At 58.6% G+C, this 12,883-nt stretch carries 8 protein-coding genes and 1 pseudogene; 6 read left to right on the top strand and 3 right to left on the bottom strand.

Features of this window, described 5'->3' with window-relative positions; all coding sequences use genetic code 11:
• Both NFX52_RS26300 and NFX52_RS26305 read left to right on the top strand, forming a co-directional pair.
• Positions 1–263, top strand: a 263-nt coding sequence (locus NFX52_RS26300) for a TrbI/VirB10 family protein (protein WP_289781633.1), incomplete at its 5' end; no start/stop codon positions are given.
• Positions 260–547 carry a DUF2274 domain-containing protein gene (locus tag NFX52_RS26305; protein ID WP_055401565.1) on the top strand — a complete coding sequence of 96 codons (288 nt, stop codon included), beginning with the start codon at positions 260–262 and terminating at the stop codon, positions 545–547. The genes NFX52_RS26300 and NFX52_RS26305, both read left to right, overlap by 4 nt.
• Positions 548–923: 376 nt before the next feature.
• Here NFX52_RS26305 and NFX52_RS26310 read toward each other — a convergent pair whose 3' ends face one another.
• Positions 924–2,099 carry a reverse transcriptase family protein gene (locus tag NFX52_RS26310; protein WP_082437609.1) on the bottom strand — a complete coding sequence of 392 codons (1,176 nt, stop codon included), beginning with the start codon at positions 2,097–2,099 and terminating at the stop codon, positions 924–926.
• Between the two features lie 164 nt (positions 2,100–2,263).
• The gene (locus NFX52_RS31345; protein WP_435301299.1) at positions 2,264–3,622 is read right to left on the bottom strand and encodes a phosphoribosyltransferase-like protein; all 1,359 of its coding nucleotides are present in this window, start codon (positions 3,620–3,622) and stop codon (positions 2,264–2,266) included.
• Positions 3,623–4,248: 626 nt separating this feature from the next.
• Here NFX52_RS31345 and NFX52_RS26315 point away from each other — a divergent pair.
• From NFX52_RS26315 to NFX52_RS26330, 4 genes are all read left to right on the top strand, one after another.
• Entirely contained in the window at positions 4,249–6,432 is a 2,184-nt protein-coding gene (locus tag NFX52_RS26315) for an ATP-dependent nuclease (RefSeq protein WP_082437610.1), read from the top strand.
• Entirely contained in the window at positions 6,429–8,348 is a 1,920-nt protein-coding gene (locus NFX52_RS26320) for a UvrD-helicase domain-containing protein (protein ID WP_055401559.1), read from the top strand. The genes NFX52_RS26315 and NFX52_RS26320 overlap by 4 nt, the downstream gene beginning before the upstream one ends.
• Before the next feature lie 595 nt (positions 8,349–8,943).
• Complete coding sequence (locus NFX52_RS26325; protein WP_156358843.1) at positions 8,944–11,346, top strand: hypothetical protein; 2,403 nt, start codon at positions 8,944–8,946, stop codon at positions 11,344–11,346.
• 14 nt (positions 11,347–11,360) lie between these two features.
• Complete coding sequence (locus NFX52_RS26330) at positions 11,361–12,380, top strand: hypothetical protein (protein WP_252635884.1); 1,020 nt, start codon at positions 11,361–11,363, stop codon at positions 12,378–12,380.
• 306 nt (positions 12,381–12,686) lie between these two features.
• On the opposite strand, the pseudogene NFX52_RS26335 reads toward NFX52_RS26330, so the two are convergent.
• Positions 12,687–12,883 (bottom strand): annotated as a pseudogene (locus NFX52_RS26335) (hypothetical protein); the annotation flags it as partial.

A 12,883-nucleotide genomic window follows, 5' to 3' on the forward strand; every position in this document is an offset into this window, starting at 1 on the left:
TGACGACCTTGCTGGGGGTGGGCGCCGAGCTAGCCGCTCCCGAGAACCGGCAGAACGGCAACCGTGTGGTGATCGCGGGGCGCGATGGGCTGCAGGACAGTGTGAACCAGGTGGGACAGGAGATGACGCGTCGTAACTTGAACCTGCAGCCCACGCTGACCGCGCGGCCGGGGCTGGCAGTGCGGGTGATCGTGAACCGGGATCTGGTGTTGCGGCCTTATCAGCCGTTGTTCGTCAATGGCGGCAGGGGAGGGGCGCGATGAGCACTCCGAGGAAATTGCGGCTGGGGCCGCTGCCCAGGACGGAGAGCGTCAAACTGACCTTCACGTGCACGGCCAGTCTGAAGGCGGAGTTGGACCGGTACGCGGCGCTGCATGCGCAGACCTATGGGGAGGCGGTGGATGCCGTGGCACTGGTTCCGCACATGCTGGAGGCGTTCATGGCGCGGGACCGCGGGTTCCACAGAGGTGGCTCGTCCAGCGGCATGACCTCCGCGAAGCAGCAGCCGGGTGGACAGGGGCAGGAGCGGCGCGAACTGGATGTGTAGAGCAATGCTCCATGCGTGCGTTCCGTACCCCTTGAGATGAACAATTGACCCCAGGCTTTCGCTTTAGAGGCGCAGGCATGCGGCCCGCTCAGCGGGTGAATCGCTCCGCAACTTATTCAGTACTTTTGTCGAGTTTTGCCTGGAGCTGTACTGGGCGCCGGGAATTGCCTTGGCCGTTTGAGAGGCGCCCTTGCCGCATGGCAGCCAAGGCCTGCGCTTCGGCTTGGGCCCGGGGTTCTCGCTTTTGAGGTTTCCGGGTGCTCGCTCAAGGCTAAACTGAGTCGCTCGCGATAGGCTCTACAGAGGTCTGCTTCTCCTAGGCCCCGTCTTTGACAAGACCGATGTCGTTTGCACTGCCTCGCTGCGTTTGGAAAACTTAGGTCGGCCAAGGAATGGCATCGAGGTCTTGGCGAAGACTGGCACCGTAGGTCGGTTCAATCTGCGTGGCAAAGGCCGCTAAGCCGTACAAGACGTTACGCATGCCTGCCACGGAGATGAAACCGCGCTTGGTAGCATGGCGAGCAGGCCCAATTCCATCTTTGTGCAGGTAGTAAAGATGCATACGCATCTTCTCCTTGAATTCCCTGGGCAGGCGTGGAGAGGGCTCGTCGACCAGCAGGCCAAGTACGATTTTTCTGGCGCGCGGAGGGACGATCTCGGTCTTGGCGACATTTGGCGAAAAGCCATACTTCCCAAGAATCCGATATACCGAACCTACGATTGCGGCTGCTTTATCGCGGGTGAATCCCGAGTCGCAGGTCGAGAAGACCAAATCATCCGCGTACCGCGTGTAAGTCATCCCGTCTATGCGAGCGAGGTTGTCGAACTCGGTATCCGCTGCGCGCATGGCTAGGTTAGCCAGCATTGGACTCGTTGGCGCCCCCTGGGGCAGATGCCCCATTCTTCCCATTGAATGGTTGTACTTACTAATCTTGTAGGCAACCGCTGCCTTTTTGTGCAACCACTGCGCATGACCACGCCGTGGCGTGTTGTGCCCCAGACGGGTACACAGCCTAGCTAGTTCAAATGACACCAGCGCTTGGTATCCGAGGCTCCGAAATGCCCTGTACGCCGCGATTTCGGAGACCGACTCGAAGAAATTCTGAACATCCACCTTGATGAGCCAACGAGCGCCACAGTGGGCTTCAGCCGCCTTCATGAGCGTGCAGCCGGGGGCAAACGCCTTACTCGTAGAGTGGACTGCTGCGGTTGCATGATTTAGAACATTGGTGGCCAGCCATCGCTGAACTTTTAGCAATTGGGAGTCTGGTGCACAAATCGTGCGAAACCGAGCGTTGCCGCTCGGACCGGGCCGCTTGTGAATCGTAAATACCCGATAAGGGTTCTCGATGCCCCGGCCGATGACGGCGCGCAAATATCCATAGTCGCAATCCGTCAGATACGCGAGATGCCGCAACGTCAGAACGGGTTGGAGTCTCGGATTGACACGAAGGATGACCTTCGCAGTTTGAATCGCCGCAGCCAGAACATCAGGCGATATCCCTTGGCTGAGGCCCGCGGCTTGGTAGTGTTGAGGGCGCCAGTTTTCCATCTACTTTGACCCCCGAGGGGGTGAGATCGCCCGTCGCTCTCCGAAGTCGCCGCCACGGCAAGAGTGACGGGCGACCTTGGCCGCAAGCGGACGCTATTCCATAGGAGCTGCAGTAGTCTGAGTCCGGTACCAAAAGGTATGGTTCCATGGCCGAAGCCACTTCTTCAACTAGACAAAAGAATCGGCGCTCTCAACGAGGTAGGATAGTACGGTGGCTTGACTGCTTGAGCAATAGCGTCTGCGCGCTGCTCCCGTTGCATCGCAGCGCGACGAAGGTGCCTCATCTCGCCCAATCCGGCGTCCGTTATGACTCTACGTTTGCCTATCCAGCCAAGTCCCTCAAGCTCCAGACAGACCTGCGTGACCTCTGCAGTCGAAAGGCCAGTTTTGATGGCCAGTATGTCATCACCGCGATGAGCACGGGACAGGGCTGCCAGCACTAGGTAGCGTTTCTTTACCTCGACAGGGGCACCCCTTGCGGCCGGTGACTTGGCCAAAACAGTATTTCCGAGCGCTTCCAATCGAGCCGAAATTGTTTCAGGGCGGAGGCTCCGTCCAAACCCCGAGATCGGAAGCCCGGCAGTGACTCGTGATGGGAACAGCGGAATCCAGCCCTTGGCCTGCTTCGATGTCTTGTGAAAAATGCGTGGAGTGTTGTTAGGCGCTCCATGGGCAAATGCTAATAGAGCGCCAACGCTGCCATATCCCAGAGCAGGGTTGCCTTGGACTGAGTCTGAATCTGGGCCAACCGGGTCGTATCTCTCGCATAATCGTGCGCAGGCGTCCGCCTTGGCGCTGCCGAACGCGCTGAAGATTGTTGGGCATGGCTGAACGCACGCCGTGAAGGGCCTACACGGGTGGCAATTGATGCGGTCTTTTCCCTCTTGCGTCATCGCATAGGCAAGCACACCAAACTGCAGGAAGCGGTATGACTTCCAACTTCGGACCGACCGAACTTTCCATGCGGCTGACAGGTAGCCGTGCGCACGTTTGCCAGACCCTACAAAGTCGGTTAGCACCCAAAACGCCCGGGCTCGCTTTTTGCGAATGTCGTCTGGCCCTGGATGGTTTAGGAACCGCTTTGGATGAGCACGGCAGAGGTCCGTGATGAGTTGGGCAACGATCCCCTCGCTGCCAACCTCCGGTTGGTATGCCTTCGTGGCTTTCACAGGGGCAGGGCCGACGCCATACGCACGCTTGACTTTGCCTCTAGTCTCTTTAAACAACCGATGCGGAACTCCAAGTCGATGCCTCATCTCTCGCTCGGCGTATAACCCGATGGGACCATCGACTGAATCCGCGTGGAGCATGACTTGGTCTCTCAGACCGGTCGCGAACTCGTCCCGCGAGACAAAGACAAAGTTGCCAAGCATTTCGGCTGCGAGCGCCTGATCGCGGAGTCCGAATTGACGAACCCAGGCCTTAGCGGCTTCTGATTCAAGAATCGATGCTCTAGCTGGTACCTTTTCGTTGGCATTTGCTGTCATGCATATCCCTCCACAGTGAACCGAGTAACTTCTCATCTCACGCTAGGCTGCTGTCTAAACCTTGGCTTTCGACACCTCCAGCACATCTTCCAGTGCAACTAAGTGTCCTTGATCCCGGCAGCAGACCGGGTTCAGCGACGGCTATATCGATCTCTGGCGGCCAGTGGCTACCTTTAGGCAAAAAACCTCGGGGGAGCACCGTCTATCCTATTCCAGTCGTTCATCAGCCATCGAGTTGCCCGCTATAGGTCGGTGATGAGTTCAGCCACAGTGGACCTCTCCGGCAGCAGAGCCGCCTTCCCCTCGCAGCGGTGCCACCAGGCTGCTCAGAGTCCGTCGCAAACGGCCACTCAAACGGCAGCAACGAGCACAAGCGGACGTTCGATGTGGGCTTTCGATTCTTCAGAATGGGCGCGGAGAGGTGATAGTGTTGCGGTCTCGCCAAGACGTTTGACGCCGAACGCGTCCAACCACCTCAACTGCGGGGCCTATCTGAATCGCCCCGGGGCGATTCAATCCGTTGCGGAGCCTAGTTCCGTGGGGCGAGACAGTGACGGCGACATCGCTAGGGCGTGAATGACCTTAGCGGCAAGCGAGAACCAAAGTCGGAGGGAGCCTGCAAACTTTCGCAGGTGATGCCGTCGAACAAGTGGGGAGAGAGCATGTACCTAAAGCACATTCGGGCGCGCAACTATCGCGCGTTCGGGGACGGCACGACTGCGCCTGAACTTAACTGGGAGCTCAATCCTGGGCTCAACATCCTTGTTGGTGAGAACGATGCGGGCAAGACCGGCATCGTTGATGCCATCCGACAGGTACTTTTGACAACAAGCTATGAGCCTGTCAGGCTTTTCGAGCAGGACTTCCACATTGAAGGCAAAAGCCGCGCCCAAACACTCGGCATCGAAGCCACTCTGTGTGGGTTGAGCCCAGATCAAGAGGCATCGGTTCTCGAATGGCTCACCTTAGGCGCGGACGGAACCTGCTCGCTCATTCTTCATCTCGAGGCGCGCTACCATCCGCCGCAAGCGACAAAGCGAGCGCGAGTCGACACCGTCGTTCGAACCGGCGCTGCTGGCACGGGACCGGAGGTAGGCTATGCGGTCAGAGAGCTTGTGCGCGCAACTTACCTGAGGCCTCTGCGTGACGCCGAAGCGGAGTTGCGACCAGGCCGTCAATCGCGTCTTTCGCAGATTCTTGGCGCCCATAACGACATCGCAGGCCAGGAGATGAACGACTTCGACAAAGCTTCGCCCAAGGACGTTCCTGAGCGCTTGGTCGGCTTGATGGCATTCGCGCAGCACCACCTGGGTGAGCATGAGGTCGTCAAGGGCGTAGAGAAGGATATCAACGACAACTACCTCGGCCAGTTTGCGTTCTCCGGCGAGGAACTTCAGTCGCGCATCCGCATCGCTCCCGACCTGTCGCTGACGCCAATCCTTGAACGGTTCGAACTGTCGTTGTTGCCCGGCGCGCACATCCATCCGGACGAACGCTGTCCGCGGGGCCTTGGCTACAACAACGCGCTGTTCATGGCCACCGAGCTGGTCCTGCTTAGGGGCGGCGAGGAGCTCGCTCTCCTGCTCGTCGAAGAGCCTGAGGCTCACCTCCATCCGCAGCTGCAGGAGCGCGTGATGGATCTTCTGAAGGAACACTCTAACAAGGAACAGGCAGAGAAACGCGTGCAGGTCATCATGACGACCCATAGCCCTTCGCTGGTGTCGACCGCGCGCATAGAAGACATGACGCTGGTGCACAAGGCCCAGACCTTCCCGCTGGCCGCCGGAAAGACAAAACTCAACCGCGCCGATTACTCGTTCCTGCGCCGCTTTATCGACGCGACCAAGGCGAACTTATTCTTCGCCCGCGGCGTTATGATGGTCGAGGGACCCGCTGAAGCTATCTTGGTTCCCGCTATCTCTGAGATGTGCGGGCGGTCGTTCTCAAAGCATGGCGTTTCGATGGTCAACGTCGGACACACCGGCCTGTATCACTACGCTCGCATCCTTCAGCGTGAGGGAACCGGTCCGGAAATTCCGATCCCAGTGGTCTGCCTGACGGACCGGGACATCGTGCCCGACGTCGCGAAGACGTACGTCGCCAAACCCGCCAAGGGGAAGCGCTTCGATTCCGACTACTCGGCGCCGGAGATGGCTGCAGCAGTGCAGAGGAAGAAGGAACGAGCTGAAGGCGGCAAGACTATCGTGTGTGTGTCAGACCGCTGGACGCTTGAGTTTGACCTAGCGTTACATGGCTGCGCGAAGCTGATGCACATGGCGATTTCTCTGGCAGCCAAGGCAAAGTCTCGCGATGAACGCCTTGAAGAAGCCGATGAGACAGCGACGCTGGCCGAAGCTGAGTTGAGCTGGACCTCGTTGGAAGGTGCCGGGTACACCAAGGAGGAGCTCGCGGCCATCATTTACAAGCCGCTCCAAAAGAAGGACGCGTCGAAGGCCATCACGGCCCAGTACGCGGCTCATCTCGTCTGCACGGGGAAGTATGGAACGGGCGAAGACCTTTTCAAGGCATTGCCTCCGTACCTGCAGGCAGCACTCTCCCACTTGACTATCGCTCCAGCCGCGAAGTCTGGGGCGACGGCCAGCGCAGGAGCGACAGCGCCAACCGCGCTCACCGAGCCCGGACCTGCAACGTCAGTCCCAAGCTCCACGCTGACTCCGTTGCCTGCGGCGTTCGCGACAGTTCCGCCGACCATTCCAACCGTGACGACCCCGCAACGCACCGTCGTGGCCAGTGGTCAGACACATGGTCAGGCTGGAACCGCGCCGGCGGCCCCTGTCGTCCCGCCAAGCGCGTCGATGGGTGGGGCGCAGGGGAATGGAGCGTGAGAGCGGTCACCCTTAAGCCGGCGGACCTGGCCGACTTAGCGACCCTAGCTAAGGACCTGAACTTCGATGATGTGGAACGTCGGAGCGCGCTGCTGGAGAATGGTTCGCGTGACTTCAATGCGGTTCCGGGTAGCGGGAAGACTTCATTGCTTGCGGCCAAGCTACTCTTGCTGGCCAAGAAGTGGCCACATGCGCGATGCGGCATCTGTGTTCTCAGCCACACCAACGTGGCGCGGGACGAGATTGCGCGGCGCCTGGCGGGGAGCAATGAGGGCGCGCAGCTCCTGAGCTATCCCCATTTCGTTGGCACCATCCATGCCTTCATTAACCAGTTCTTCGCGATGCCTATGCTGCGAAGCTTGGGCCAGAAGGTCGATGTCATCGATGACGTCGTCTTCGTCGATAAGGCCAAATCGCATCTTCAGCTGGGCATGTTCTCGGGCCTGCGCGTGTATCTGGAGAACCAGAACAATGGCGACGGCATTGCCACGTCCTTGTTCTATCGGACTGCGGACCTGCAGGTGCAAGTAGAGAGCGGAACACTGCCCGGCTCGCACACGGCGTCGTACAAGTCGCTGATGACGCTCAAGAAGATGCTGACCAAGGATGGCATCTTTCGGCATCGGGACATGTTTGCGTATGCCGACCGAGCGCTCAAGACCTGTCCCCATCTCGTGGACGTCGTTCATCGGCGCTTCCCAATGGTTTTCATCGACGAGATGCAGGACACATCCTGGGACCAGGAGTCCTTCCTGAATCGCATCTTCGATGGACAGTCGGTGATGCAACGGTTCGGGGACGTAGACCAGAAGATTCTCTCGGACGAGGAGAACGCTGACCTCCTCACGTTCCCACGGGGAGGGTACGGCTGCATCAGCACCAGCAAGCGGTTTGGTCCGACCATCGCAAGTGCGGTGGGCAGCGTGCGTCTGAGCGGCAATGCTGTTGTTGGAGAGGGGGCTGGCACCCACGCGCCGACCCTACTCTTGTATTCCACGACAGATGCAGCCAAGGTCTTGCCGCACTTTGGCCGCCTAGTCATCGACCGACTAACTGAGGAAGAAGCTGCGGCCCGCGAGGTGAAGGCGATGTGCACTCGCAAGTCGGGAGAAGGGAAGGTTGCGGCTGGGCGCCATCTTGTGGATTATTGGCCGGCCTATGGTGAAGGCCAGCAAATCACCAGCATGCGCTCTGAACGCTTCTGGGGGCTCGTCGGGGATGCAAAGAAGACCCAGCTGGAGGCATCGCTCCACTCGCGTGTTTCCGACATCCGGAGGGCACTGCTGCTTGTGCTTCGCGCGGCAGGGGCGCCTCTGGTGGACTGCGTTCGAGACGCGCGTGCGCTGCCTCGGGCCGCAAGAGAGTTCGGGGCATCAGGTCCGATTGAAGGTCTCACCCGTCACCTGGCGATTTCTGGCGAGCGGCTCTGTGTCGTGGATCAGCGCGATGCGGTCATCCAGCTTGTGTATGTAGGACTCAAGCCGTATCTCCCGGATGAACTCGAGTTTGATGAGTTCTCAGCTCTGAGCGTATTTGATGAGCTAGGAACGCAAGGGACGACGAGCTCGCCCGCCTCGACGAGGTGTCAGGTCTCTCACTTGGGACGGAGTCTTGAGTTTGGATTGGGCACGACAGCCGGGATGAAAGGCGAGACGCACTCCGCATCCCTGGTCCTTGAATCCTACGGTGGCACCAGCAGGAAGTTTGACCTCGCGCTAGGGCTGGAATACATCGCCGGGATTGCCTCGAAGAAGCTCGACAAGCTCCCAAAGACACAGCAAGCCCAAATGCGGAATCTATACGTTGCGATGTCCCGCCCCGCGGCGTTGTTGTGCCTGGCTGCAAACGAAGAGCGAGTTCCGCCAGAATTGCGAACAGCACTCTTGAGCAAGGGCTGGCACATCGAAGTGGTGTAAGCGGTTGGTCGCGCTATCTTGACGCCGGCACGCCGATGAAGAAAGATTCAACTAGCGCAGGTGCCAGCGATGAGGAAGCACCTCTTTTAGACAACTGTTCAGCCGCGATGGTGTTCAGGAGCGTCGCATCGGGATGGAGATCATGCCGCGCTTGCCGTTGATGGGGGAACCGTTCCGGCGCGCCGCCGTACGGGCTGTTCCACAAAGTATCTCCGATTTCCGCGCTGCCAGCGGTGGTTGAGCCGATTGGCCGCTTTATTACGGTCAGCTCGCATTGGTAAAACGCGGCCGGGGGACCGCAATCGCTGCTCTGCCGCCCTACGGCCGGGCCGCTTCAGGCTGATTGTTGCCGTCAAGTTCTGACCAAGCAATTACTGCCGCCATCGATTCCTGACATTCATCACATTGCGCAGCGGCTGACTGGCGCGGTTCTGCCTGAGATATTGATCCCCTGTGAGTTACCATCGATTTTCACTGACGGTGCGCCTTGAGCCGTTAACTTTGTGGGTGGAATAGGCATAGTGCTCCCTGCACGATGTCCTTGCCGGCAACTCTCTTCTTTTACTACCAATCGACCATCAGCCCCATAGCAGAAATGACAAAGTCCATCGAGGCCGTGCTTGCCGAAGCTGAAGAACTGATTTCCCGGCATCAGTACAACGTTGCTTTCAGCAACTTGATCAGTTTGTTCCAGCAGTGCAGCCAGGTTGACATCAAGCGACTTCATGATCCGATCAAGGAGATCATTGGTCGCTTCATGCCCAAAAAGCGAAGAATGCTTGGTGAGGAGCTCAGCAGCCGACTTGGTCGGATTGAAGACACAAAAGCGCCTGCCGACCCATCCAAACACGCGGTTCGACTGCATCAGTTCATCAATTCGTTAGGGGGCAGGTTCGCAGAGCTCAGTGAGTGGCACATCTTCCAGTGGTCGACCTACTACCGGGACGAGCTTAAGGCGATCATGGCTGATACGGTGGATCTGCTGCGCAGCAACAGCGACCCCGATACTGCCTTTGCCGAAGTGGGCGCTGCGATACAGGAGCATTCGCGCGAGATCTTCACAAAAGGCTTTAGCAGGGTCATGTTGCAAGGACAAGCGACGCCGGATGCCGCCGTGGCGAAGGCTCTAGGAGGGCTGCGTTCGTTCCTGGCGCTACCGGTGGAAATCTATGCAGATGAAACTTCGCGGATTTCCGAACCGAAGGGCTGTCGCGCACTGAGAAGGGTAACTTCCCGCATGCTGCGGGGCATCTTGATCGGCTTCCTGGATTCACAGCTCGGAGAGCTCAACGCGCAGGAGCTTCTGGCACGCACCGCAAAGTCCTGGGTCCATGTATTGCCGCTTCTCGAAGAAGCCGATCTCAACTTGCTCAACCAGAGCATAAGCCTTTCTGCCATTGCGCCCATTCTCGGACGTCCGCTGGAACTGCTTGCGCAGGAGCTTGACCATGCATCCGCCAAAAGCAGCGTGGATGCCGTGGTGGTGACCTCTACGATGGTCAACATCGACGATGTCACGATCGATTTGACTCTGCGGCCTCCGGCTGACTCCAGCGACACAAAACCGCTCGAATTGGGCATCCTTGGTGGTGGCGGAGGGCTCCGGAATCAGATCGAGCGCCGGGTTAAGCTTGGCTATATCGCCTGCCTGACGCCCAAGCCCGTGCAGGATTACTGGAAAGGATCGTTTCCCACCAAGGAAGTCAAGGGCATCGTCGTGGCGATGCCGGACGAGGGTGTCAACTCCGTCGGCTTCTTGCTTTCGCGCTTGCGACTACGGTTCTACGAGAACACGGTGGTCGTCCAACCCAGCATACCTCTCAAGACCAACATCGCGGAGCGTTTTCCTCTCGAAAATCCCTCTCTCATGTCGTTTTTCCGGGTGGATCGGCCCAGTGTGCGGGCATTGGAGACGACGCTGTCCACGCGCACCGGAGTGTTACTGTGGTGCAGCGTCCGCCGCAGTGGCAAGACCACCGGCGTGAGCGAACTGGCCAGCGGCATTGCCGAGCGAAACGCCGTGTTCCAGCGTTGCGAGATGACCGGTGGAGATAAAACCAGTCGCATGCTGTTCGAGGAGGTCTGCGATGCGCTCGAACGTGCGGCGCCTCTACCGCGCGAATTTTTGCGCAACATCGTGGCGCGTGCGGCGCCGATGGGTGTGCAAGAGAACCGTGGCTCGATCCTGATCGTCGATGAATACGACCGCCTGTTTGGCTGGTTGCGGGTCATGGGTCGACGTAGCGAGGATGCGCGTGCGCTGGTCGTGCAGCCGTTGCTCGACCAGTTCGTGGAGTTTGCGACCGAGAATCTGCTGATCCTGCTAGGCCAGCAGCCCAATGCACATTTCATCTTCATGGACCAGAACCAGCTGAGTGCATATGTCCAGCAGGAGCCCTATCCGCTCTTCAGTCACGAAACCGGTTCGCCGGAAAGCGAGTTCCATGAATTGGTGCGGCGAACCTTCCAGAAGACGCTGACCTTCGACACCTCTTTCGTGGATGCCGTATTCGAGGAGACCGGTGGCCATCCATTTCTCGCCGTTAACCTTCTGCGCGACATTGTCGATTGGCTCATCAAGCGGCAAATCATTCCTAGCGAAACGCGTCTGACAAGAGCACTCTATGAGGAATATTCCGTCAACGAATTGACATTGGGCGCGATCGGAAGAAGCGCGCATTACAAGTTCTTCCGCGGGGCGGCCAGTGAGGCTCTATCGGAAGCAAGTATCGAGCAAGGGCCGTGGCTACATACGGCCTACAAACTCCTGCGTCATCTGGCACTCAGTGGAGGCCCGAGTACGAGCGCGATGAGTTTCCAACGCGCCGAGGAATATGTCGACTCCACGCTGGTGAGTTCCCAACTCAGCGCCTATACCGGTAATTCTTTTCTCGCTAGTGCTGCGGAAAGCAATTTCATTGAGATTTGCGATGGCCAAGTTAGAGCGAAAATTCCGCTGCTTGCGCGCATTTCCGCGGCTGTCGGTGTTGCACACTAAATTCGTATTTTTCTATGCTCAGTCCAGACACCATTGCGGCCTCGCTCATCCAATTTCACCAGCAGCAGACAGAAAAGATAGAAGTGTTCTGGGTCGAGGCGACGAGTTCGCGCCAGGAGCTGTCGGCAGAGCTGGCAACGCGCTTCACGGGCCTTCCTATCCTAGTGGCACTGGTCAACAAGAACCGCTTTCATGATGCGAATGGTGTTTCTGACGATCTCAACCTGACCATCCAAGAAAACGAAGCCTGGTTCGTCCCCGAGAACCGGGAACTAGTGGGGGATCGTCAGAAGTTCAGCTTGGTACTCGTTTCCAAGAGGCCCTTAGGTATCCCGCAGCTTTCATCGCCGGTGACGCTGCCGGACTGGTTTCCGCAATGGCCGTGCGAAATATTGACCGCCGAAGTCAAGAGCGTTTTTTCTGCAATTACTTTGACGCTGGGCTCGCCAGATATCCCGCAGTCCGCCATCAACAGCGCACTCTTCGAACTGGAGCAGGCTCTCTGTCATCGGCTTAATGTGGTCTTCCAATCGAATCCGACTGCGGCGAATGCGCTCATGACGGTGGTAGGTACTGGCCAGGCTCCGGTGAACGTTGCAGATCTCATCGCCAGCTCCCGCCAAGGTTTGCAAGCGAGGAGCGGCAGCGAGTTCAGACCGGGCGGTGCAATCGATAGCAGCTTCATAGTCTCACATTTCGCCCGCGTGTGGCGCGACTGTCCACCCATGCAACGCCAAAAACTCACCACCGATGCGTCGGAGGCGCTCGGGTTGAGCCCCGCCTGTTCCGTTGATCCGCAGTATTCCTTGACGGCACTGCTATCCCGTGGGAAAGAGAAGTTTCCAGCAACACCTGCGGAAATCATCTTTTCCCGCAACTTGATGGTGACGGTTTCAGACGTGGTGCAGTTCGTGAACGGCATTCATCATGCGGATGAATTTCCACAGTTTCCTGCAGTGCTGACCATTACCTTTGCCAAGGATTTGGCACGTTCTTGCCGCGCCGCCGCGTCGACGCTCGGTCAGCTCAATTGATGAGGCCTGGCCGACAATCTAGCGGGCTCAATTCAGATGGTTAGCAGGTTGCGATGACCGCTCTGTGCTCGCAAAGTGACTTCAGTTGGAGCGGGCATCAGCAGAGGGAGCAGCAAAGAGAAGAGGGACGGCAGCAACGGTAGCGACCAGTGCTGCGAAGGCAGGGCGCCATGTGCGCGCCCGAAGAGAAATTGAACCCACGGCAAAAAGGCAAAGTCGTGGATTGAATCACAGCGCGCAGGCGTCCTTGTGTCAGCCTGGCAAAAAATTCTCCGAGCCTGCTCTCGTCCTGGGGCCTCCTGGTGTTTAGAACGGAATATCGTCGTCCATGTCCTCAAAGCCCGAGGCAGTGGGCGGCGAGGTTGGCGTAGTCGGTGCAGGGGCCGGGCGCGCACTGGCTCGCGTCTTGGCTGCGGGTGGTGCCGGTGCGGGGCCCGGCGCCTCATCCACGCCCGCTCCATCCAGCGCCGTCTTCAGCGCTGCCTCCACCGCATCGATGCGCT

Source organism: Acidovorax facilis (assembly GCF_023913775.1).
GTDB lineage: Bacteria > Pseudomonadota > Gammaproteobacteria > Burkholderiales > Burkholderiaceae_C > Acidovorax > Acidovorax facilis.